This is a genomic window from Halobellus marinus (genome assembly GCF_032113415.1).
Lineage (GTDB): Archaea > Halobacteriota > Halobacteria > Halobacteriales > Haloferacaceae > Haloquadratum > Haloquadratum marinus.
Genome location: NZ_CP134946.1, coordinates 435,905 through 456,534, shown reverse-complemented (window position 1 = coordinate 456,534; position 20,630 = coordinate 435,905). Strand labels below are relative to the sequence as shown.

Sequence of the window (20,630 nt, the reverse complement as noted above, 5' to 3'; positions counted from 1 at the left end):
CGCTCCCGAAACACCGCAATCAGTCGTCGCCCGTGTCTTTCGGCGTTGGGATCGTGCGCTCCCCCGCAACAGCCTCTCCCGCGAGCGACTCGCAACGCCCATAGGGGTGGCGTGCCAACCGATTCGTATGCCAGACGCCCCACCGACTGACGAGGGCTGGTTCGTGCTGCACGACTTCCGTACCGTCGATTGGGACGCGTGGCGGGACGCCCCCGATCGCGAGCGCGAGCGGGCGATCGCGGAGGGGACAGAGTACCTCCGCCGCCACGAGGACGTCGTCGACGTCGCCGAGCGAAGCTCGGCGGGCAATCGGACGGAGTCCGATGACGCCGACGAGGGTGCGTCGGCGGTGTTCTCCGTGCTCGGGCACAAGGCCGACCTCCTCGTCGTTCACTTCCGCCCGACGCTCGACGACCTCTCGCGTGCCGAGCGGCGCTTCGAGGCGAGTGCACTCGCCGGCTTCACCGAGCAGCCGACCTCCTACGTCTCCGTCACCGAGATCTCGGGCTACTCCACGCCGGAGTATTTCGAGGACCCCGAATCCGTCGACGAGGGCGTCCGCCGGTATATGGAGGGGAAACTGACGCCTGACATCCCCGACGACGAGTACGTCTCCTTCTATCCGATGTCGAAGCGGCGCGGCGAGGAAGACAACTGGTACGACCTGCCCTTCGACGAGCGCGCGGAGATGATGGAAACCCACGCCGAGACCGGCAAGGAGTACGCCGGCAAAATCAAGCAGGTCATCGCCTCCTCGGTTGGCTTCGACGACTTCGAGTGGGGCGTCACGCTCTTCTCGGACGATCCAACGCACATCAAAGACATCGTCTACGATATGCGCTTCGACGAGGTGTCCTCGAAGTACGGGGAGTTCGGCCAGTTCTACGTCGGTCGTCGTTTTCCGCCCGCGGACCTCGGCGCGTACCTCGAAGGCGCGGCCGTCCCGACGAGCGAACACGACGCCGACCCGGCCGGCGAACCACAGGCGCACGGCGAAGCACACGGCCACGCCCACGGCGACGCCGCTCACGGTGGCTCGGGCGGCCACGGCGGCGCCCACGGCGGCGGCAGCGCTCACGGCGACTCGCCGCACGGCGAAGACGGAGACGCCACCGCCGCGGACGACCCGGACGACATCCGCGAGGAACTCGCGGACCTGGACATCTACGCCGGCCAGCCGCACGGCGAGGACGTCTACGCGACTGTCCTCTACTCGGAGGCCGACACCGACGAGCTGTTCGATGAGGTCGACGGGCTCCGCGGGAACTTCGATCACTACGACACGCACGTGAAAACCGCGGTCTACGAGGCGCGGGGCCGCGACCGCTCGGCGGTCGTGAGCATCTGGGACACCGCCTCGGCCGCCGAGACGGCCGCGGGCTTCCTCTCGGAACTGCCCGAGGTCGTCTCTCGCGCCGGCGAGGAGTCCGGCTTCGGGACGATGGGGATGTTCTACACCGTCAAATCCGACTACCGCGAGGACTTCCACGACACCTTCGACGACGTCGAGGACATCCTGGAGGGAATGGACGGCCACCGCGACACCGACCTGCTCGTGAACGTCGAAGACGAGAACGATATGTTCATCTCCAGCCAGTGGGACGCCCGCGAGAACGCGATGGCGTTCTTCCGGTCCGAGGAGTTCAGCGAGACCGTCAAGTGGGGCCGCGATGTGCTGGCCGACCGGCCGAGACACGTCTTCCTCGCGTAGCGACCGCGGTTCCCCCGTTTTTCGACCACGCTTTCACTCCGGCGACCTGCTGTGTATTGATCCCCGCTTCCACTCCGGCGACCTGCTGTGTATTGATCCCCACTTCCACTCCGGCGACCTGCTGTGTATTGATCCCCGCTTCCACTCCGGCGACCTGCTTGGTACCGACCCCCACTTCCACTCCAGCGACTGCAGCGTCCGACGCGCCGCAGTCCCTCGGTTTCGAAGCGAAATGAAGGGGTTGCGTGACTGTCGATTTCGAGTCGAAATTGTGCCGTATAGACAGTCTCGACGGTAGAGGCCGCCGTCACCGACGCCGCCGGTAGCCGACGGCGCCGACGATCCCGGTCAGCAGCGTCAGGGCGTCCCACGGCGAGGGGTCGACGTCGCGCTTTCGAGCGTCGCGTCGGACCCACGCCGTCAACAGGAGATGGGCGACGGCTGTCACGGCGAGGAGGGTCTTGCGGTTCACGCTCGAAGGGCTCGAAGTTAATCCGACGAGGCCGGGTTCCGCGGCCCGGTCGTCGCCCGTTTGTCGATGCCCGCGGCGCGGATGTCCTCGCCGCCGACAGAGGAGCGGAGTTCGTCCATCCCGTCGTCGCGGTCGACGCCGAAGTTCGTCTCGTAGAGGTCAGCGACGCGGGACAGTTCCTCCGCAGAGAGCTTCGGCACGTCCGAGGCTGCGGCCCACTCGGTGATGTCCGCCTTCGTGTGGAACGTCGGCGTCACGGTCGCGACGGGGTCGTGGCTGAGGAGGTACGCGATCGCGGCCTGGCCCATCGTGCGCTCGCCGTCCTTCCCGGATTTGCTCCGGGAGCCTGACGAGTTCGACTCGTCTCGGCGTTCGAGGAAGCGCAGCGCTTCGAGTTTCTCCCATCCGGTTTCGTACCACGCGTCCGGGCGGAACCCGCGGTGGTCGTCGAGGTCGTGGCCCGTCTCGGGCGTGACCTGCTCGTTCAAAAGGCCGGAAGAGTGCGGGACGCGCGGGATCAGGCTCGTCGAGGAGCCCGTCTCCTCGATCGTCTCGAGGAAGTGGTTGCCGACCTCCTGCTCGAAGAGGTTCCAGACCAGCTGGACGGCGTCGAACTCCTCCTCGATCGCCATATCGCCCTCCGCGAGCCACCCGATCGACGGGCCGAGCGCCCAGCCGACGGCGCGCACGAGACCTTCCTCGCGGAGTTCGTCGAGCGCTTCGAGGACGTCGGCGTCGACCTCCTCGACGTTGGCGTTGTGGAGTTGGAGGACGTCGATGTAGTCGGTATCGAGCCGTTCGAGGCTCTTTTCGGTCGCCGAGCGGACCCATTCGCCGGTCATCTCCTTCGGGAGTTCCCCGTGGCCGGCCTGGGGGTTGTTGTAGAAGTCGTAGCCGACCTTCGTGGCGAGCGTGACGTCCTCGCGGTCGTCGCCGAGGGCCTCGCCGAGGAGTTTCTCGCTGTCGCCGTGGCCGTAGACGTCGCCGGTGTCGAAGTAGGTGATCCCCTCGTCGATCGCGTGTCGGATCAGTTCGATCGAGTCCTCACGGGTTCGGTCGCCCCACCAGTCGGTGCCGACGACCCACGCGCCGAAGCCGACCTCGCTCACTTCGACGTCGGAGTCGCCCAGTGTCCGGTATTGCATATCTCCGGGTTGGGCGTCGCGTTATTTATACTGCCCGCTGCGGGGGCGGTGGCCGTCGAATCGTACGGCCGCGGGGAAGCGTCCCCGCCGACTCCCAACTCCCGCGGTCACGCGCGTTCGTATTCGAAGATACCGTCGGGATCGTACCGGTCTCTGATCGCCCGGAGTCGCTCGGCGTGCCCCGAGTACACATCATCGGCATCGGGCTCGCGCCCGCCGGCGAAGTTCGGGAGCGTGCCGGCGGTCGCCCCCAGATCACGGAACCGCCCGCAGGTCTCCCGTACCCACTCGACGTTCGCCGGCGTCGCCGCGGGGTCGTCCCACGCGGCCTCGACGTTGACGACGGCGGCCGCGTCGCGACCGGCGACCGGGCCCGCGATATCCGGTGGGCGCTCGACCGCGCCGTGCATCGGCCAGACGACGATCGTCGAGCGGGGGGAAGGCGCGCGGTCGGCAGCGACCTGCAACTCCGCGATCGCCTCGTCCGTGAGGTCTGCGACGGGGACCGACTTCCAGTAGTAGAGCCGGCCATCGGGGAAGTCCTCGTCCGACAGCGACTGGAGTTCGGTGTACGACATCGCGTCGGTCGAACCCGCGAACGCCGCCGGCCGATCCCGGAACGGTTCGAGTTCGCGGCGTCCCGTGTCGGGGTCGCCAGCGTAGACGCCAGCCAGAACGAACGCCGCGTCTCCGTGACGGTCGGCGGGGAACTCGTCCGTCACGGGGACCGACGTGAAGTAGGGAAAGACGCAGGATTCGTCGGGGGCGTTCCGCTGGTACCGGCGATACTCGCGGAGCGCGTCGGGGGCGTCGTCGACGGCCAGCCACGACTCGAAGTACAGGAGGTCGTGATCGAGCGGATGCAGATCGAACTCGAAGGCGGTGACGACGCCGACGCTCCCGCCGCCGCGAGCCGCCCAGAAGAGGTCCTCGTGCTGTGTCGGGTCCGCGGTCACGTACTGTCCCCGCCCGGTGACGACGTCGATCGACCGGAGGTTGTCCGCGGTGAATCCGTGCTTCGGCGAGAGGTAGCCGGTTCCGCCGCCGAGGGTGAGTCCGGCGACGCCGGTGTCGGTGTAGACGCCGCCGGGGGTCGCCAGCCCGAACGACTGGGTCGCCCGATCGACGGTCCCCCAGGTCGCTCCCGGGCCGACGCGGGCCGTCCGCTCGTCCGGATCGACGCGCACCCATTCCATCCGCGAGCAGTCGATCACGAGGCCGCCGGAGACGACCGACGCGCCCGAGACGCTGTGGCCGCCGCTTCGGACTGTGACGTCGAGGTCGTGATCGCGAGCGAATTCGACGCAGCCGAGAACGTCCTCGACCGTCTGGCAGTAGGCGATCGCCGCCGGGTACTCGTTTATCATCCCGTTCCAGACGCGGCGTGCCTCGTTGTAGCCGTCGTCGGTGGGGCAGACGAGAGAACCGCCGAGCAGCGCAGCCAGTCGTCCGAGCGGGAGGCGCTCTGCGAGCGCCCGCGCTTCCCGGTTCGGGTCCATACCCGAATCCAGCCGGCGAGGTCGCTTACCGGTTGGGGTTCGCCGGCGAGCGTTTATATACGATCACGGGACCACGGTCTCCGTGACGTAACGGCAGCCCCGCGCCGGGACGCGATTGCCCGGCACGTCGGCGCGGGGAGCGGTGGTGCCGGCTGTTCGCCCTCACGGCCGGATCAGAGGCCGTCTCTCACCGCCTCGTTCGACCGATACCGACGCTACTCCGCCGCGAGCAACTCAGCCATCCGGTCGAGATACTCGTCGTAGACCGACAGCGCCGAGTCGATCGGCTCCGGAGATGCCATATCGACGCCGGCGGTTTCGAGCACCTCGATGGGATACGCCGACCCGCCCAGCGACAGCGCCTCGCGGTACGCCTCTGCGGCATCGTCGCCCTCTTCGAGGATCCGCTCGACGATGGCGACGGCCGCGGAGATTCCGGTGGCGTACTGGTAGACGTAGTAGTTGTAGTAGAAGTGGGGGATCCGCATCCACTCTCTGGCGATGTGATCGTCGAGTTCGGCCGGTTCGTAGAACTCCGCTTTCAGCTCGCGGTACGCCTCGTCGAAGCGGTCTGGCGTGAGCGCGCCGTCGGCCTCGGCGATCTCGTGGATCCGGAGCTCGAAGTCCGCGAACATCGTCTGCCGGTAGAGCGTCGACCGGAACCGTTCGAGGTACTCGTCGAGGACGCACGTTCGCAGTTCGTCGTCATCGACGGTGTCCAGCAGGTGGTGGGTCAGGAGCGTCTCGTTGACCGTCGAGGCGACCTCCGCGACGAAGATGGTGTAATCGGCGTAGTGCCAGGGCTGGGCCTCCTTCGCGAGTTCGGAGTGCAGCGAGTGCCCGAGTTCGTGCGCCAGCGTGAACATCGAGGCGATGTCGTCCTGGTAGTTCAGCAGGATGAACGGCTGGGTATCGTAGGTGCCCGCCGAGAAGGCGCCCGAGCGCTTCCCGCGGTTCTCGTAGACGTCGACCCACCGGGAGTCCAGGCCGGCTTCGACCCGGTGCTGGTAGTCCTCGCCGAGCGGTTCCAGCGCGTCGACGATGAACTCCGTCGCCTGCTCGTAGGGGATATCCGGTCCCTCGTCGCCCGTCAGCGACATATACAGGTCCCACATCCGGAGGTCGTCGACGTCGAGCGCCTCCCGCTTCAGTTCGGCGTGCCGGTGGAGGCTCCCGAGGTTGTCGCGGACGGCGTCGACGAGCGTGTCGTACACCTCGACCGGCACGTTCGGCCCGTCGAGTGCGGCTTCCCGCGCCGTCTCGTAGTTCCGCGCACGGGCGTACTTCACGTCCTTCTTGACGCTGGTCTTCAAAGACGTCCCGACGGCGTTGCGGACGTCGGCCCACTCGTCGTAGAACTCCTCGTAGACCTCCCGTCGGAACGCCCGGTCGGGGTGTTTCTGGAGTTTCGTGAAGTTCCCCTGCGTGATCTCGACGTCCTCGCCGTCGGGCCGTTCGACGGTCGGAAACGTCATATCGGCGTTCGAGAGCATCCCGTAGATGTCCGAGGCACCCCCGGCGACCTCGCCGAGATCGGCGAGCACCTCCTCGACCTCCGCCGAGCGAGTGTGGGGCTTCATCCGCAGGACGTCGTCGAAGTAGTGGCCGTACTCGGCCAGAGCGGGCTCCGCGTCGATGAACGCCTCGACGTCCGTCTCCTCGAGTTCCTGCAGTTCGGGTTCGAGGAAGCTCGTCGCCGATCCCGCCGCCGACGAGAGCGACTCGGCCTTCGCCTTCAGCGCCTGGTACTCCTGGTTCCGGGTGTCCTCGGCGCTCCGGAGGTTCGCGTAGCTTGTCACCTTCGAGACCTCGCGAAGAATTTCCTCGCGGAGTTCCAGGAGTTCCAGCAGCGTCTCGGCGCTTTCGGTCACGCGGCCCTCGTATTCGCGGAGGTCGTCGATGCGCTCGTCGACGGCCTCGTAGGCGGCCTGCCAGGCGTCGTCGTCCTCGTAGATGCTCGTGAGATCCCACCGGTCGCCGGCGTCGATCTCCTCCCGTTCGGGAACCGAACTCATACCCGAAACAGCGGCCGAGCCGTCCTAAGACTTACTCACTCGCGATCGGCTATCTCGCAGTCGGCCACCGTGGTCCTCCTGGAGAGTGCGACCGTCACTCCGCTTCGTCACGGAGCGACGAGGCGATGTCGCGCAGCGACTGATCCGGGCGGGCGGGGACATCGTAGACGAGCCGGTCGCCAGGGCTGCGCAGGCCGTAACAGAATCCAGGATCGAGTGCGTCGAGTTCGACGGCAGCGTCCGGACCGAGGTCGTGGTCGTCACACCACTCGACGAGTCGGTTCTCCCCATCGCGAGGCGTTCTGGCCAGCCGCTCGTTGTCGTAGGCGCCCCGGAGGAGCAGTCCGCTGGCGTCGGTAGCGACACGGGCGTGGGTAGTCGTCCCGTCGAGCAACAGGCGGATGACGTCGTCTTCCGCGAGGTCGACGTCCTCAGGAAGGCGAAGACAGGGGCGTCTCGTGCCGCCGCTCCGGGCGAGTTTCGCCCGGTAGTTCGTCACCGAGTCGTGGTCGCTCGGGACGCGTTCGGCCACGGCTTACTCTTCGTCGTCGGCCTCGTCTCCGTCGGCCTCCGCTTCGTCGTCGGCCGCGTCGGCTTCGTCGTCGGCCGCGTCGGCTTCGTCGTCGCCGAGTGTCCCCCCGCCGACGATTGCGGCGTTGACCTGTGCTGTCTCTTCGGTGATCGTTCGCCCGCGGACAGTGACGCGCTTGCGCTCGCCATCGCGGGACGGCTCGTAGCCGACGCCGCCCTCTAAGAGTAGTTCCTTCAGATCTCCGCCTGAGACGTCGGCGCGCATCGGTCGGCCGGCGTTGTCGGAGCCGCCCGTGAGTTCGAGCGTCTCCCCGTCGAGATCGACGGCGCCGCCGTCGACCTCGTCGCCGAGATCGCGGCCGAGGAATCGATTCGCGTCCTGTCCGTCGACCTCGAACTGTTCCGTGCGTCCGGTCTCGTCGGAGACGACGACCTTGAATTCAGCCATAGAGGGGAGGAGACGGCCGCCGATAAAAAGCACGTCGAAAGCGACTCCCGCCGAACCCGGATATTTCAGTGGGCGAACGGCTTCAGCGACTCCCGTCTCGGCTCAAGATTCGAATCCCGTCTCCCACCGGAACCGCCCGTTCCGCTGGATCACCTCGCCGTCGACTTCGAGCCGCGACCGCTCGCTCACGTCCGTAATCAGGTCGACGTGGACCGCGGAGTCGTTGCCCGACTCGCCCTCGGGGAGGCAGGCATCGTAGGCGCGTCCCAGCGCGAGGTGGACGGTGTCACCCATCTTCTCGTCGAAGAGGATGTTGTCAGTAACGCGGTCGATGCCGCGGTTCATCCCGATCCCGAGTTCGCCCAGACGACGGGCCCCCTCGTCGGTGTCGAGGATGTCTCCCAGGGTCTCCTCGCCTGCAGCAGCGCTGTAGTCGACGACGCGGCCGTCCTCGAACTGGAGGTGGACGTCGCGAACGCGCGCTCCGGAGATGGTCATCGGCACGTCGAAAGAGACCTGTCCCTCGGTGTCGAACGGCGCGGTGAACACCTCGCCGGAGGGGAGGTTATGCGAGTCGTATGCCACCGACGCCGCGGAGTTGACCGCGATCCGTCCCTCGATCGACAGCCGCAGATCGGTGTTTTCGCTGACCAGCCGGACCTTGCTGCCGGCGTCGAGGATCTCCTTCAACTGCCCCATCTCCTCGGCCAGCGACTCCCAGTCGCGGAGGATTGCGTCGTAGACGAAATCGCGGTAGGCCTCCACGGACATCCCGGCCTGCTGGGCGAGCGATCTGGTCGGGTGGACCGTCGATACCCAGTCCGTCGCGAGGCGCGCCTCCCGAACTGGCTGAGTTGCCCGCGCGGCGGCCTGGCGTGTCTCGCCCGGGACGTCGGCCGTCGCGAAGGTGTTGCGGCCGCCCCCGAGCGAGAGGACCACGTCGGCACGCTCGTAGAGCGCGAGTTCGTGCGCCGGCGTCTCGAAGTCGGGGCCGTCATCGCTGCTGATGCTGTCCTCCCCGTACGCCCGGAGGTACGCGCGTGAGACCTCCGCGGAGTCGTAGGTGGTGACGACGGTGGCGCCGCGCTCACCGAGGACCTCTGCGACGGCGACCGCGAGGTCGTGTGCGCCCTCAGCGACGCGGACGACCACGTCGTCGCCGGCTTCGACTCGCGCGCTCCAGTCGACAAGCGTCTCGGCGTGCTCCCGAATTCGTTCGTCCATAGCCCGTTCTCGCGGCCGGGGTGAAAGTAGCTTACGCGCGCTGCCCCGCCGCCGAACCACAATCACTACTTCCTCCGGTCACCGACGCGGTGGTATGCAACTGGGTGTCGTCGGACTCGGCCGGATGGGACAGATCGTCGTCGACCGCGTGACGGCCGCGGGACACGACGTGGTAGCGTTCGACCTGGATGCGGAGGCGGTCGCGACGGCCGCCGACGCGGGCGCGACGCCGGCCGAGGACCTCCCCGATCTCGCGGATCGGCTCGGCGACGAGAAGCGGATCTGGCTGATGGTGCCCGCGGGCGACGCCGTCGACGCGACGCTCGACGAGCTAGAACAACATCTCGATGGCGACGACGTCGTCGTCGACGGCGGCAACTCCCACTTCGAGGCGTCCGTCCGTCGGGCGAAGTCGACGCCGGCGGCCTACCTCGACTGCGGCACTTCCGGCGGACCGGCTGGCGCGGACCTCGGCTTCTCGCTGATGATCGGCGGCCCGGAGTGGGCCTACGAGGAACTGACGCCCGTCTTCGATGCCGTCGCCACAGGGTCGGCAGGCCACGACCGGATGGGGCCCAGCGGCGCGGGTCACTACGTGAAGATGGTCCACAACGGCGTCGAGTACGCGCTGATGCAGGCCTACGGCGAGGGGTTCGAACTCCTCGCGAACGGCCGCTACGACCTGGATCTGGAGTCGGTGGCGCGGACGTGGAACAACGGCGCCGTCATTCGATCCTGGCTACTGGACCTCTGCGAGGAGGCGTTCCGCGAGGAGGGCTCGGACCTCGGCGACGTCGCCGACCACGTCGCAGGCGGCTCGACCGGCACCTGGACGGTCCAGGAGGCGCTCGAACAGGAGGTCCCGGTGCCGCTCATCTATCAGGCGCTCGCCGAACGGTTCGGGAGCCGGGCCGATGAGGGCCGTTTCGCCCGCCGACTGGCGAACCGTCTGCGCTACGGGTTCGGTCGACACGAAGTGAAGCGACAGTAATCCGCGGTCGCTGCGGAACTGGTCGACGGAAGGGAAGAAACGAGACTCGGTGTCGGCGGCCCGGCAATCACAATTTCCTTAACCCCCGACTCCATAGCGCCGATATGGTCGAAATCAACTTCGCGGGGCTGGGTCTCGGGGTGATCCTGACGCTCCTCGCGGTGTCGCTTCACTACGCCCGTGGCACTGGGTGGAACCCCACTGGAGACATCTCACAGGAGGTGCTCGAACAGCGGGCCAGCGCCGTCCCGGAGACGGACTTCCCGGAGCCGATGAACCGATCCATCGGTGGCGGCGGTGCCGTCCCCGCGGGCGCCGTCGGCGGCGACGAGGAGGGCGCAGAACTCGAAGAAGGCGAGGACAGCGACGAGGGTAGTCCCGCCGACATCCCCGAAGACGAGGTCGAGTACTTCGAGGTCGAGTTCGCAAAGCAGGGCGAGACGATCGAACTCGCGAACAACGAGACCATCCTCGAACAGGGCGAAGAGGAGGGCTGGGACCTCCCGTACGCCTGCCGACAGGGGCAGTGTGTCTCCTGTGCCGGTCAGATCACCTCCGGCGGCAACGCCGAGGACTACGTCGTCCACGACAACCAGGAGATGCTCGACGACAGCGAACTCGACGAGGGCTACACGCTCACCTGCGTCGCGTACCCCCGCGCGGACTTCACGATCGAGACGGGCGAGGCGCCCTGAGAAGAGCGCGTTCACAACCGTTTTACCGTCTGCCGGTCTACCCGTTTTCGAGGGCCCGTAGCTCAGTGGACAGAGTCCCTGGTTCCGGACCAGGATGTCGCGGGTTCAAATCCCGTCGGGTCCGTCATTTTCCGTGACGGCAAACATTCGCAGGACAGCGGCGGGTCTCTTATAAACAAACCCACTACTCGCCGGTTTGATTTCGTCACGGTTCGTAACGGGGGTCGCCGGTGTCATACGATTCGCGGTGATTTGATTGTCGCTAAAGGAATATAATACTCCGGGTTGGTGCGAAGCGGACTGCTGAACGTAGTCGTACCCGCCGTACGAGATCAACGCGAGACAGGCGACAATCAGAATAACGGCCCCTTTCGTGATTCTGATCGGCGTTCCTCGTATGGTGAACTCTATCTGTCCGAACACCAACAGCGTTGTGGACGTGTTCTGATCTGTCGAATCGACGCTTGAGACCCGTAGGAGCGTTACTCTGCGTGTTTCAGTATTTGCGGAGTGACAACTATTTCCAGGGCAGCAATTCCGAGTGCGACCCAGCGAATCGTGCCTTCGAGCAGGACGAATGCGATTATGGCGATGATCGCGGCATTAACGAGGCTGATGCCATAGCGGACGACTGGACTGTCGAAGATGGAGGGCATATGAATGATCCAATCGGGTACACAATCATATTCTTTTATATATCTGATTTTGAGGGAACGGCACATCAAGGCAGATTGTGAGGTCGAATAGGGTTCAATTCGGATTTGATCTTCAGAGACAGTTTTCATCCCGTAAATCGATCTGTTGCGTATGAGTTCTGCACAGGCAGCTACCGATGAGGTCTCACCACCTGAGGGGGAAGGGTTGTTGCGGTTTTCTCTGCTCTATCCGAGTCGTGATGGATGGGAAACAGTACTCTGGGGTGGACTCGTATTCCTGTTTTTCTGGTTGCTCGTCCCATTATTTATCGCCGCAGGGTATTTCCTCCGCCTGACTCGGGCAGCTGGACGCGGCGATGTGACGCCGCCATCGTTTGATGACTGGAAAGAGTTGCTCGTCGACGGTGTGAAGCTCGTTATTGTCTTGCTACCCGCTGCGATTATCTACGCACTGGCCGTGGCTCTCACAGCAGAAGTCTCTGATCCGCTTGCGCTCTTGATGGCTATCGCTGGCTTCTACGTGTACCCCAGTATCTATATGAACTATGCAGTCACTGGTGAGTGGAGAACAGCCTACAGCCCCTCGATCCTCTCTGAACAGCTTACGACAGTCACGTATCTCTACGGTTTCCTTCTCTACGTTCTTATTATCAACGGGGTTGGCGTCATCGTCGCTACGGTGTTGCTCGGGGTCTCGCTGTTCACGATCGTCGGCTGGATCATCATCTGGCCGGTGATCTACTTCTACTGGTACGGGATCGATGCAGCGCTCTGGGGGCGTGTGTACAACCGTCTCGAAACGAGCTGAAAGCGTAGTCACGGATCGATCGGTACTACCGTCCCCACAAGGCACTTACACGGAATACAGCAACTCTGGGTGATGAATCGCCGCCGAGTAGCCCTCCTGCTCGTTGTTGTCGGGATTCTCTGTCTCCCGGCACCGCAGTATCTCGGTTGGGCAGCAACGGCCACGGCTCCTCCTGCACAGACCTCTCAGGTATACGCCGCCGAATCGATCGATCTCGGAAACGGGTCCGATCAAGAGCGCTTCGTCGACCGATATGGCGACGAAGTCACGCTCGCTGACTATCAGCTCACGCCACGCCACGACGATGAGAGATATCGGTCACCTAATGCCACTCGTCGTACCGTCTCGTCAGCGATGGCAGACGGGTCAGCGACGGTCTCAGACGAAGACGTTCGTGCAGACCTGCGAGAAATCGCCGCGGAGTACGAGTTCGTTCGCAACAGCGACGCTGGTCCGGAAGGATACTACCGTCTCATCGTCGAGGAGAACGGATCTCTGGTCCGTGCTACCCCCGTCTCGCTTGCGGACGTTGCCAACGCTACTGCTGATCAAGCCCCCCGATACGAAGCACTCGCGCCCGGTGAACAGCGTACCGTCGACAACATATTAGAGAACTCTACGGGGAACGAGATTGGGTACCGTCCGCAGGTGACTGATCCGTACGTCGATCAGCTACCGACCGCGATATGGAAGGGCGAGACGCTCTATAGTCTCTACACGTACGGCCACGTCGACGACTTCGGCCCTGGGTTCGGTGGGTTTGTTGTCGGGCTCGGCATCGCCGCCCTCGGAGTCGCACTCGTTTTGGCTGGCGGGGGACTGTATGCGTACGACCGCTGGATGCCGTAGCTCACCATTTGAGATGGGCATTTACTCCCGTCAGAGACGTGTTATAATGTCGGCTCCGTTTGGAATCTGTAGAGCTGGAGTTGTTTTGATCTTCTTGCTCAGTACCGTTTACAGATCTATTGAGAAGTGGTTCCGAAGAGACGGTGGTCAATTTTCAACGCCAGGACAAAGCTCAGGAGTACGGCCAAGACACCGACTACGTCTAATGGCGCGCGTTGGGTGAGCGAGAGCGGGATTCCTCCTGCGAACAGCGCCCACCGTATCGACTCTCGGGTTTCACCGGCCCGGTACTGCGAGATGATCGACGGTACAAGAAGACTTCCACCGATAAGACCGACTATGACGGGCGTTTGGACGGTTGCACTACCGACAGATAGTGTTGGGTACTGCGTGACGATCCAAGCCCCTCCAGCGATGAACACAATGAGGATTCCGGAAGCGACGACAGTGGACCGATTCAAGGACACGAACGCGCGACGATAGGATTCCCACCGACATAGAAATTTCCGTGAGTCACTTTCACGTACCAAAATGTTCGAGACGCAGTCTATGTTGACTCAGAGTCAATAGCATACGCGGGTGACACTTTCACCCTGACAGGGCCATACTGGATCGTTACGTATCCTATCGAGAGTACGGCGATGAGTACAACCACACCGATGTTAACGAGTCCTGATACGCCGACGAATCGTGTGGGGCCGGTGAATTCCGGGCGAAGTAGCATAGCGGCGATCTCTGCGGTCGCCGGTCGGACATTACTCAAGCCGTAGACGTTGTTGAACGCGAGGTTCGTTGCGAAATGAAGGCCGATCGGAATTGCCAGCGAGTCGGTTGTGACGTACACTGTGCCGAGAACCAGACCCATTAACACCCAGAACCCAAGCGCGGGTAGCGAGGTCGCTTGGTCGGCGTGGACGATACCGAACAGTACCGAAGACACAACGAGTCCAGCCACCACTGCACCGCGTTCCGAGAACCACCGGGTGTGGAATCCTTCGGCCGCGTTTTTGAGCACGAGACCACGAAACAGAAGTTCTTCCCAGATCCCGACGAACAAGAACTGGACGACAAATGCGGTCAGAGCCAGTACAAAGGGGAGTGCGTTTTCGGTGGTGCCTGGCGACAGGACAGCCGAGATGTGCGCCCACCCCGTGGTGAGATGCACGAGAAGCGCCAGCCCCCAAGCGATGAAGGCGACAACGACACCGACGCTCGCATCACGAATCCATTCCGGTCCGATTTCGAGGCCATACGCGGTGATACGACGGTGATCGACGTACCGTGCCCAGATCACGACCACGAGGAGCACGGTACCGACAGTAAAACCGTTTTGAGCTACTCCTAGTACCGATGGGGGGAGATCGAGACTGCCGAACAGTACCGACGGGAGTACCTGTGATCCTATTGCGACCAGTACAAACGCACCAAGAATCCGCCAAAGCGCACGGGGGCGGTTCTCAGTACGATTCCAGAAGGGGGCGAGCAGCGTCCGTAACGTCGGGTTGGAGGGTTCGTCCGCATCGCGGGGCAAATTGGGCTTTGACATCGATACGAAACTTGGACGTGCTATTTCAAAGAGTACCATCGCCTGGTTTCAGCAGCTGAAGCCAAGCACAACCGAAACAACGTCCCGAACTGTTATTGAGAATGAAATTGATGTGGGAGTCGTGGTGGCGGACGGATCAGACGCGGCGGCACTCGCAGATCTCCTCGCGGATGACTGTGCCCGGCAGATCCTCATCGAAACGAAAAACGACCCCTGTTCGGCGTCTGAGCTCAGCACGCGACTCGACAGGTCAGAACCGACGATCTACCGTCGCCTCGAACGTCTCAGAGAGCACGACCTCGTATCCGAAGAGATCCAGCCGGTTCCGGACGGCAAGAACTACAACGTGTACCAAGCACAGCTCCACAGCCTCACGCTTGAACTCACCGATGAGGGCTTCGAGATCACCGTCTCTCGTCGTGAACGGATGGCCGACCGGTTCACTCGCTTCGTGGAAAACAGATGATCACACCTGAACTACTCCTTCAGTCGATCGATCTCGATACGCTGAGCCGTATTCGCACGTACAGTGAACTGATCTCTGTCGCACTCGGGTTAGCGATTAGCTATCTCGCATATCTCGGGTATCGACGGAACCAAAGCCGACCGATGCTGTTTATCGCCCTCGGATTCGCGCTCATTCTCGGTGTGCCAGGTGCCGCGCTCGTACTCTTGGGATTTGGTCTTAATGTCCCGATTCCGATCGTCAATAGCGTCGGCCAAGTCAGTGAACTCGCGGGACTCGTAGCGATCCTCTATGGATTGTGGACGCCGCACCGCACTTAGGGCACTTGGAAGCGACGTACGGGGTCTTCAGCCCGAAACAGTGGTAGTCGACCTGTGATGTCCTGTGAGCCTCTCACGGTAGATACGTTGCGAGAAAGTTGATGATTCGATCCAGTGTTTCGTTAATTTCTTTTTTCTCGTTGTCCGCGTCGGTCTCGTCTTCAGAGGGTGGCTGGCTCATATCTGGTTCGTCGAGCCGTAGCGTTCTGTATTTTTGCCGTATCTCACCCCGTCGGGAGCGCGAGGACGAATGCGAAGAACGCCAACGGGACAACGAAGATGGCGCTGTACCACAGTGCTGCACCGACGAGTAACAGCCACGTCCCGAGTCCGTAGTTGGTCGGATCCCAATCGATGCCGACCCGCGGTAAGCCGACGCTGGCGGCTACTGGCAGCACAGCTACGTATGCGATTGTGACTACGAACGCCATATTCAATAGCCCATTCGAGAGGGCTGCCCCGTCCGTACTTGTCGTCGTTAAGATGATCCCGGTACCGATCATAAAAGGGATCGACAGCGCGACGGCGACAAACAGATAGCTCGCAATCGTCGATCGGACTGGTGGTAACCGGGCGAACAGCGAACGGAATCGACCGCTGAGAAGGAACGGGCTCGACAGTACTGCAGCGATGATCCCAGGACCGACCACGAGGGCAAGCGTGTCGAGCATTAGGAATTATGCCAGTACGGATTGCGTCTCTATATGATACTATTCACTTGTTCTTTCCAACTACGAGTCGGCTAATTGGAACGACTGCGTGTCTGGGGGGATCATACGATTTCTCGGATATCCCGTCTAGTCATCGGTCTCTTCGGGCTGGAAGATATCCTCGACGTGGCACTCAAAGTGTGCGGCGAGTTTGAAAGCGAGTTCCAGTGATGGGTCGTATCGGTCGCGCTCGATGGCGTTAATCGTCTGTCGGGTGACATCGACTGCCTCGGCCAACTCACCCTGGCTGAGTCCCGCTGCCTCACGTCGTTGTGGAAGGTCATTCTCCATTATGGTTAGCGCCGCTTGACGACCCCGTAGGCGACACCCCACACCAGGAAGAGTCCCGAAGCGAGCAGTATCGCACCGGTCACCTCTGGGGGCGTCTCTATACTCCCGGCCGCCTCGAGGACATAGATCACTGGGATGATGGAGAGTCCACCGATGAATAATACGCCGAGCGTCAAGCCGCTTGCACGGTTGTAGAGTTCGGTGTCGCGCTCGTCTTGGAGCGGTACGTCAGTCAACCGTGGGGCGAGGAATGCGATTCCGCTGCCAAGCCACACACCGGCACAGTAGATGATCGTTCCGATGAGTTCACGTCCTACGACCATCCCGGCGAGTAATCCGACGATCGCTACGGTTACGATTGCGTACACGACCCGGTAGTAGACGCGACGGGCCCGTCCTGGTCGATCTGTATCGACGCCGATGGTGTCAAGCACCCTTTACAGTAAAGGAAGCTTTACATCTAATATAAACTTTCGCTTCCCCCATCGACTCAGATACCCTCAACGAGAGCGAGAATTCCGAACGCAACCGCCAACCCGACCGCGGCGACGAAGACATCGAATCCCCATCGAATAACCCAGTCGCGTGCTCGTCCCCCTTCGGGGCGAATACCGGCTCGGACTGAAAAATGTCGCACGATCATTACCCACGTCACGAGGACGAAGCCGAACAGAAACGGCCAGACATCGATTCCGAGCCGGACCTGTACGATGTAGATCGGCAGCACGCCGATCAATACCGGCGTTGCCGCGATCCGAACTACAGCCCGGAGCGGTCGGCGCTGCGGCGTCGGACGGTCGCCGGCTCCTAATTCAGGCACTGACACCCCATATGATCGAAAGCTAGCGACGACTTGACGCAATTGTTCGCGCGGAATGAGGACCCCTTCCGGCTTCGTGAACGTGTGCGAACGGTAACTGAGTCGAGCACCAACGAACGTACCGAGCGGAATCAAGTTGCCTTGTTTTGCCGCTAGCTGACTGTAGTTTCAGACGCTCTCACAGGAAAATACCGTCAAGCTAACCGGGAATTGGACGCCGTCTGGCGATATGGGATCGCTCAGACGGCTCGCTCGGATGTGTCGAGATCTTGCCAAACAGCACGTAGATGACCCTGACGTACCCGCCGCGCCGAACGGCGCGGACGGGTACGCCAAGTGGACACAGATTGCGTTGATTTTGTTCCGCGTTGAGTTGGAGAAGAGTCTTCGTGAGACTGAAGACTACCTCAACGAGATGCCCGGTATCCTCGCCGTATTTGATCTCAACGAGGCACCACACTACAGTTCGTTCTGCCGGTGGGAAGACGAGTATCGGATGCGTGAACTCCGCCGCCTGCTCCGCGCTTCGGCGGAGCAGGCGGGCTGGAGTGGTGAAGCCGCAATCGATGCAAGTGGCTTCCAGCGTGATCAGACCAGCTATCACTACCGTGACCGTGCGAACTACTCGTTCCAGTCGATGAAGACAACCATCTTGATCGACGTGAACTCGCTAGCGATCAAAGACGTTCATTTCACGACACAGAAGGCGTGGGACGGCCACATCGGGATGCAGGTCTTCCGCCGGAACGCGGAAGACCTGCGTGTATTGTCTGCTGACGCGAACTACTCGTGGGGCGAACTCCGTGAGGAGTGTCGCTCGAACTCAACGCGACCACTGATCAAGCACAGGGAACAAACACCGTTGCAGAAGGCCCACAACGCCCGAATGACCGAGGATTACAACCAACGCTGGATGAGTGAGACGGGCTTCTCGCAGTTGAAAGAAGACGACGGCGAGAAGCTCCGCTCCCGGAGCTGGCACGGCCAGTTCCGGGAGCTGACTCGGAAGTGCATCGTCCATAACCTAACGCAGGCGGCGAGTTAGGGCTCGCCGCCTGCTCCCCTTCTCCGGACGTATCCGGGAGAGGCATCGCCGTCGTCACCGAAACAACGAAGCAAGATACCATAGTTTTGACCCTTCGGCAACCGCTGTCAGTAACAGCCGCTGTATCTTCTGACTGTAAGAACGCACCTCTGACAGCGTGAGACTACAAACAATCGACCCTACCCCGTCGCTGTCTTGCGTTCAACAAGGCAAATCAAGTGCAACGAGTCTACTTCATCGATATTGACAGTCCGTTCGTCAGTGCCGGTCACCGTGGCGAACCGTTGGGTGTCGGGATCGTCGAATTCGGGTGTGATCACTAAGGTGCGGTGCTCGGGATCGAGCAGGTAGTGGTTCGTTTTGAATCCCGCACTCGAAAACCACACCATCAACCACAGACACGCGCACACGATCACGTACGCGACGGCGGCACGAGAACCGAAGACAGTCATCGAACCGAGAACAACAAGCGGGAACACGACGAAGAGGCCGATCCAGAGGAAAGGGTGCATCGTCACGATGAACGCCGCGAATCGATGCGGAAGTCGACGCAAACCGTGGAGCTTCGTCTCCCAACTGAGGCGGGACTCTGCTTGTGCGGTGCTTGTGGAGGGCATATCGAACCACTCACGAGATATCGAGTTAGAAGTGGTGGTGTCAACTACTGTCTCGCGGATCCCAAGTGACCGCCAGATTAACGCGTTGGTCGAGGCTCTCTCCGAACGGGCAGGCTCTGTTGAAATCCTATTCGTTAGACATATGCCCGCTTGAAACAGCTGGTCACTGAAAGGTACAGAGCTCCCGACTGTCTTAGAATACCACCGAAATACTTCAGACACTACCCAAACCCGAGCACTTTCGCTACTCGAATAGTAATTCAGGAACTGATGCGAGGAGACCGAGGAACATAACGAGAATACCAACGGCGACTATTCGAAGTATCCCGGCTAACCGTCGTCGCTCTATAGGCAGCGATTCGGCGAATCCAGATAATCCAAGCGCGAGACCAGTAAAGAGGAAGAAGTGAGAACTATTGAGTACGATACTAGTGTACACCCACGCAAGGAGACAGATGGACGATAAGGACAAAAAGATGAATCCTTTCCTTCGCCCATCTGGCTTACGAAACACTATCCGCTGGAATATTCCCATACGTACAGGCAAGAGTTCGACCCGATAAAGTGTCTGGATGAATGAAATGTCGTTTTTACTATTTCTCTCCTCGTATTAACCCCCACCGGGTCAGAACATACCAATTTCTGATGATTTCAACAGAGCCAACGGAGATGAATACCCGGACAGTTGTTCGAGGAGTTATTGCTGGGCTCTCGGGAGTGGGGTTCGTGCTGATCTTTCTGTTTGTACAGACGAGACTGGTTTCACTGCCGGTTCTACTGGGGGTAGGGATTGCTACGATCATCGCCCTCTTCGCGGCTGGCGGGACGACAGCTGTCCGACGGCTGGCCGGACGTACGGAAACGACCACGGACGAAAAGCGGGAAACGGACTGGTGGCTTACCCGAGTCGAGCCAGCACTTGAGGACTCTTGGAATGCGTGGTCCGATATCGTGTTGGCGGTGTGTCTCGGTGCCGTTGGAATTGGATCGTTCGCACTCCTCGTTACGTCATCAACTAACGATCCACCACTAGGGCTTCTCATTACAGGGTTTCTGGGTATCAACAGTGCTCTCATTTCGCTCGCATTCGCCCTCGATTAATTGGCATACGCGACTCTATGATGGTGGAATAACGCGTCCAAAGCGGTGCCATAGAAATCTTGCCACGATTTCCATTTCACGCTTCAGTGATTGAACCCCTCGTTAGAACGAGTGTGCGTGTTGAGCAGATGTCCTCTGCCGTTACCGGTTATCCTGGCGTGGGCGCACCGGGTCCGGTCGGCTTTTCGTCATCCTCCGAGTCATCGCGATTAAGAATTGCATCTCGAACGCGGTCAAACGCTGATCTGTCTGTGTGGGCAACGAGGGAGTGCATACTGGACCCGTATGTTAGTTGTTGGCACCCTTAGGTCTGATGGGAGCGGTCACTCGGTAAGTGGTTTAACTGAACTGAACGATTCGATTCGCTGTGACTTGGGTGTGAGAATAGTTCTATGACACCGTTATAACGCGTCCAAAGCGGTGTCAAGATATTTTACCTACTGTAGAGACATCGAAGATATGAGTCAGGACTGGGACGGGACTAAGATCCCGGTGAATCACGCTGTTTCGATCGTTGTCCTTGCGAGTGCTATTGGTGGGGCTGTCGGGTATTTGTTCACGATTCATCTCATTGAGTCATTCGCGTCTGAACTCGAAGCGGTCTGGCTGACGACCGTTGTGTTTGCAAGTGCCGGGTTGTATCTGTGGGGCGCATTTCGATCGTAGTTCC

At 61.6% G+C, this 20,630-nt stretch carries 25 protein-coding genes and 1 tRNA gene; 11 read left to right on the top strand and 15 right to left on the bottom strand.

Features of this window, described 5'->3' with window-relative positions; genetic code table 11:
* Positions 1 to 127: 127 nt before the first annotated feature.
* The gene (locus tag RJT37_RS02345; RefSeq protein WP_313687465.1) at positions 128 to 1,711 is read left to right on the top strand and encodes a heme-binding protein; all 1,584 of its coding nucleotides are present in this window, start codon (positions 128 to 130) and stop codon (positions 1,709 to 1,711) included.
* 307 nt (positions 1,712 to 2,018) lie between these two features.
* Here RJT37_RS02345 and RJT37_RS02340 read toward each other — a convergent pair whose 3' ends face one another.
* From RJT37_RS02340 to RJT37_RS02310, 7 genes are all read right to left on the bottom strand, one after another.
* Positions 2,019 to 2,183: a hypothetical protein gene (locus RJT37_RS02340; RefSeq protein ID WP_313687464.1), complete on the bottom strand. Its 165-nt coding sequence runs from the start codon at positions 2,181 to 2,183 to the stop codon at positions 2,019 to 2,021.
* Between the two features lie 17 nt (positions 2,184 to 2,200).
* Positions 2,201 to 3,328, bottom strand: coding sequence for an aldo/keto reductase (locus RJT37_RS02335; RefSeq protein ID WP_313687462.1), 1,128 nt, complete (start codon positions 3,326 to 3,328; stop codon positions 2,201 to 2,203).
* 107 nt (positions 3,329 to 3,435) lie between these two features.
* Positions 3,436 to 4,827, bottom strand: coding sequence for an FAD-binding oxidoreductase (locus tag RJT37_RS02330; RefSeq protein WP_313687460.1), 1,392 nt, complete (start codon positions 4,825 to 4,827; stop codon positions 3,436 to 3,438).
* Positions 4,828 to 5,042: 215 nt separating this feature from the next.
* Positions 5,043 to 6,842 (bottom strand): oligoendopeptidase F, encoded by a 1,800-nt coding sequence (gene pepF, locus RJT37_RS02325; RefSeq protein ID WP_313687459.1) that lies wholly within the window; start codon positions 6,840 to 6,842, stop codon positions 5,043 to 5,045.
* A gap of 94 nt (positions 6,843 to 6,936) precedes the next feature.
* Positions 6,937 to 7,374, bottom strand: a complete 438-nt coding sequence (locus RJT37_RS02320; RefSeq protein ID WP_313687457.1) for a DUF7112 family protein — start codon at positions 7,372 to 7,374, stop codon at positions 6,937 to 6,939.
* Between the two features lie 3 nt (positions 7,375 to 7,377).
* On the bottom strand, positions 7,378 to 7,821 hold the full coding sequence (locus tag RJT37_RS02315; RefSeq protein ID WP_313687455.1) for a 30S ribosomal protein S6e: 444 nt from the start codon (positions 7,819 to 7,821) through the stop codon (positions 7,378 to 7,380).
* Between the two features lie 102 nt (positions 7,822 to 7,923).
* Positions 7,924 to 9,045, bottom strand: a complete 1,122-nt coding sequence (locus RJT37_RS02310; protein ID WP_313687454.1) for an aminopeptidase — start codon at positions 9,043 to 9,045, stop codon at positions 7,924 to 7,926.
* A 94-nt stretch (positions 9,046 to 9,139) separates the two neighbouring features.
* Here RJT37_RS02310 and gnd point away from each other — a divergent pair, with 94 nt between their 5' ends.
* From gnd to RJT37_RS02295, 3 genes are all read left to right on the top strand, one after another.
* A complete protein-coding gene (gnd, locus tag RJT37_RS02305) occupies positions 9,140 to 10,036 on the top strand; it encodes a phosphogluconate dehydrogenase (NAD(+)-dependent, decarboxylating) (protein WP_313687453.1) in 897 nt (298 codons plus the stop codon).
* 104 nt (positions 10,037 to 10,140) lie between these two features.
* Positions 10,141 to 10,731: a 2Fe-2S iron-sulfur cluster-binding protein gene (locus RJT37_RS02300; protein WP_313687452.1), complete on the top strand. Its 591-nt coding sequence runs from the start codon at positions 10,141 to 10,143 to the stop codon at positions 10,729 to 10,731.
* Between the two features lie 51 nt (positions 10,732 to 10,782).
* Positions 10,783 to 10,855, top strand: a tRNA-Arg gene (locus tag RJT37_RS02295).
* A gap of 358 nt (positions 10,856 to 11,213) precedes the next feature.
* Here RJT37_RS02295 and RJT37_RS02290 read toward each other — a convergent pair.
* Entirely contained in the window at positions 11,214 to 11,387 is a 174-nt protein-coding gene (locus RJT37_RS02290; RefSeq protein WP_313687451.1) for a hypothetical protein, read from the bottom strand.
* A 151-nt stretch (positions 11,388 to 11,538) separates the two neighbouring features.
* Between RJT37_RS02290 and RJT37_RS02285 the strand changes: the two genes are divergently transcribed.
* Entirely contained in the window at positions 11,539 to 12,195 is a 657-nt protein-coding gene (locus tag RJT37_RS02285) for a DUF4013 domain-containing protein (RefSeq protein WP_313687449.1), read from the top strand.
* A gap of 45 nt (positions 12,196 to 12,240) precedes the next feature.
* Here RJT37_RS02285 and RJT37_RS02280 read toward each other — a convergent pair whose 3' ends face one another.
* Entirely contained in the window at positions 12,241 to 12,495 is a 255-nt protein-coding gene (locus RJT37_RS02280; protein WP_313687447.1) for a hypothetical protein, read from the bottom strand.
* A gap of 54 nt (positions 12,496 to 12,549) precedes the next feature.
* On the opposite strand from RJT37_RS02280, the gene RJT37_RS02275 reads away from it, so the two are divergent.
* Positions 12,550 to 13,044 carry a hypothetical protein gene (locus tag RJT37_RS02275; RefSeq protein ID WP_313687445.1) on the top strand — a complete coding sequence of 165 codons (495 nt, stop codon included), beginning with the start codon at positions 12,550 to 12,552 and terminating at the stop codon, positions 13,042 to 13,044.
* A gap of 547 nt (positions 13,045 to 13,591) precedes the next feature.
* Here RJT37_RS02275 and RJT37_RS02270 read toward each other — a convergent pair.
* The gene (locus RJT37_RS02270) at positions 13,592 to 14,590 is read right to left on the bottom strand and encodes a CPBP family intramembrane glutamic endopeptidase (protein ID WP_313687444.1); all 999 of its coding nucleotides are present in this window, start codon (positions 14,588 to 14,590) and stop codon (positions 13,592 to 13,594) included.
* Between the two features lie 124 nt (positions 14,591 to 14,714).
* On the opposite strand from RJT37_RS02270, the gene RJT37_RS02265 reads away from it, so the two are divergent.
* Together RJT37_RS02265 and RJT37_RS02260 are read left to right on the top strand one after the other, a co-directional pair.
* Complete coding sequence (locus RJT37_RS02265) at positions 14,715 to 15,056, top strand: ArsR/SmtB family transcription factor (protein ID WP_313687442.1); 342 nt, start codon at positions 14,715 to 14,717, stop codon at positions 15,054 to 15,056.
* The gene (locus RJT37_RS02260) at positions 15,053 to 15,376 is read left to right on the top strand and encodes a DUF7521 family protein (protein WP_313687440.1); all 324 of its coding nucleotides are present in this window, start codon (positions 15,053 to 15,055) and stop codon (positions 15,374 to 15,376) included. Before RJT37_RS02265 ends, RJT37_RS02260 begins: the two co-directional genes overlap by 4 nt.
* Before the next feature lie 224 nt (positions 15,377 to 15,600).
* Here RJT37_RS02260 and RJT37_RS02255 read toward each other — a convergent pair whose 3' ends face one another.
* The 3 genes from RJT37_RS02255 to RJT37_RS02245 form a co-directional block, all read right to left on the bottom strand.
* Positions 15,601 to 16,047, bottom strand: a complete 447-nt coding sequence (locus RJT37_RS02255) for a DUF8162 family protein (protein ID WP_313687439.1) — start codon at positions 16,045 to 16,047, stop codon at positions 15,601 to 15,603.
* Between the two features lie 126 nt (positions 16,048 to 16,173).
* A complete protein-coding gene (locus RJT37_RS02250) occupies positions 16,174 to 16,377 on the bottom strand; it encodes a helix-turn-helix transcriptional regulator (RefSeq protein WP_313687437.1) in 204 nt (67 codons plus the stop codon).
* Positions 16,378 to 16,382: 5 nt separating this feature from the next.
* Positions 16,383 to 16,811: a DUF2178 domain-containing protein gene (locus RJT37_RS02245; protein ID WP_313687435.1), complete on the bottom strand. Its 429-nt coding sequence runs from the start codon at positions 16,809 to 16,811 to the stop codon at positions 16,383 to 16,385.
* Positions 16,812 to 17,426: 615 nt separating this feature from the next.
* On the opposite strand from RJT37_RS02245, the gene RJT37_RS02240 reads away from it, so the two are divergent.
* On the top strand, positions 17,427 to 18,242 hold the full coding sequence (locus RJT37_RS02240; RefSeq protein ID WP_313684617.1) for an IS5 family transposase: 816 nt from the start codon (positions 17,427 to 17,429) through the stop codon (positions 18,240 to 18,242).
* A gap of 179 nt (positions 18,243 to 18,421) precedes the next feature.
* Here the strand turns inward: RJT37_RS02240 and RJT37_RS02235 are convergent, their stop codons facing one another.
* Together RJT37_RS02235 and RJT37_RS20785 are read right to left on the bottom strand one after the other, a co-directional pair.
* Positions 18,422 to 18,859, bottom strand: coding sequence for a hypothetical protein (locus tag RJT37_RS02235; protein WP_313687433.1), 438 nt, complete (start codon positions 18,857 to 18,859; stop codon positions 18,422 to 18,424).
* Between the two features lie 244 nt (positions 18,860 to 19,103).
* Positions 19,104 to 19,394, bottom strand: coding sequence for a DUF8011 family protein (locus RJT37_RS20785; RefSeq protein ID WP_465260723.1), 291 nt, complete (start codon positions 19,392 to 19,394; stop codon positions 19,104 to 19,106).
* 110 nt (positions 19,395 to 19,504) lie between these two features.
* On the opposite strand from RJT37_RS20785, the gene RJT37_RS02230 reads away from it, so the two are divergent.
* A complete protein-coding gene (locus RJT37_RS02230; RefSeq protein WP_313687431.1) occupies positions 19,505 to 19,960 on the top strand; it encodes a hypothetical protein in 456 nt (151 codons plus the stop codon).
* A gap of 459 nt (positions 19,961 to 20,419) precedes the next feature.
* Positions 20,420 to 20,626, top strand: a complete 207-nt coding sequence (locus RJT37_RS02225; RefSeq protein WP_313687429.1) for a hypothetical protein — start codon at positions 20,420 to 20,422, stop codon at positions 20,624 to 20,626.
* The last annotated feature ends 4 nt before the right edge of the window (positions 20,627 to 20,630 follow it).

Excerpts from the sequence above, each read along its gene's own strand:
- RJT37_RS02345 (WP_313687465.1), top strand. The coding sequence starts at position 128 with ATGCCAGACGCCCCACCGACTGACGAGGGCTGGTTCGTGCTGCACGAC.
- RJT37_RS02335 (WP_313687462.1), bottom strand. The coding sequence starts at position 3,328 with ATGCAATACCGGACACTGGGCGACTCCGACGTCGAAGTGAGCGAGGTC.
- RJT37_RS02330 (WP_313687460.1), bottom strand. The coding sequence starts at position 4,827 with ATGGACCCGAACCGGGAAGCGCGGGCGCTCGCAGAGCGCCTCCCGCTC.
- pepF (WP_313687459.1), bottom strand. The coding sequence starts at position 6,842 with ATGAGTTCGGTTCCCGAACGGGAGGAGATCGACGCCGGCGACCGGTGG.
- RJT37_RS02315 (WP_313687455.1), bottom strand. The coding sequence starts at position 7,821 with ATGGCTGAATTCAAGGTCGTCGTCTCCGACGAGACCGGACGCACGGAA.
- RJT37_RS02310 (WP_313687454.1), bottom strand. The coding sequence starts at position 9,045 with ATGGACGAACGAATTCGGGAGCACGCCGAGACGCTTGTCGACTGGAGC.
- gnd (WP_313687453.1), top strand. The coding sequence starts at position 9,140 with ATGCAACTGGGTGTCGTCGGACTCGGCCGGATGGGACAGATCGTCGTC.
- RJT37_RS02300 (WP_313687452.1), top strand. The coding sequence starts at position 10,141 with ATGGTCGAAATCAACTTCGCGGGGCTGGGTCTCGGGGTGATCCTGACG.
- RJT37_RS02290 (WP_313687451.1), bottom strand. The coding sequence starts at position 11,387 with ATGCCCTCCATCTTCGACAGTCCAGTCGTCCGCTATGGCATCAGCCTC.
- RJT37_RS02285 (WP_313687449.1), top strand. The coding sequence starts at position 11,539 with ATGAGTTCTGCACAGGCAGCTACCGATGAGGTCTCACCACCTGAGGGG.
- RJT37_RS02275 (WP_313687445.1), top strand. The coding sequence starts at position 12,550 with ATGGCAGACGGGTCAGCGACGGTCTCAGACGAAGACGTTCGTGCAGAC.
- RJT37_RS02270 (WP_313687444.1), bottom strand. The coding sequence starts at position 14,590 with ATGTCAAAGCCCAATTTGCCCCGCGATGCGGACGAACCCTCCAACCCG.
- RJT37_RS02260 (WP_313687440.1), top strand. The coding sequence starts at position 15,053 with ATGATCACACCTGAACTACTCCTTCAGTCGATCGATCTCGATACGCTG.
- RJT37_RS02255 (WP_313687439.1), bottom strand. The coding sequence starts at position 16,047 with ATGCTCGACACGCTTGCCCTCGTGGTCGGTCCTGGGATCATCGCTGCA.
- RJT37_RS02250 (WP_313687437.1), bottom strand. The coding sequence starts at position 16,377 with ATGGAGAATGACCTTCCACAACGACGTGAGGCAGCGGGACTCAGCCAG.
- RJT37_RS02240 (WP_313684617.1), top strand. The coding sequence starts at position 17,427 with ATGGGATCGCTCAGACGGCTCGCTCGGATGTGTCGAGATCTTGCCAAA.
- RJT37_RS02235 (WP_313687433.1), bottom strand. The coding sequence starts at position 18,859 with ATGCCCTCCACAAGCACCGCACAAGCAGAGTCCCGCCTCAGTTGGGAG.
- RJT37_RS20785 (WP_465260723.1), bottom strand. The coding sequence starts at position 19,394 with ATGGGAATATTCCAGCGGATAGTGTTTCGTAAGCCAGATGGGCGAAGG.
- RJT37_RS02230 (WP_313687431.1), top strand. The coding sequence starts at position 19,505 with ATGATTTCAACAGAGCCAACGGAGATGAATACCCGGACAGTTGTTCGA.
- RJT37_RS02225 (WP_313687429.1), top strand. The coding sequence starts at position 20,420 with ATGAGTCAGGACTGGGACGGGACTAAGATCCCGGTGAATCACGCTGTT.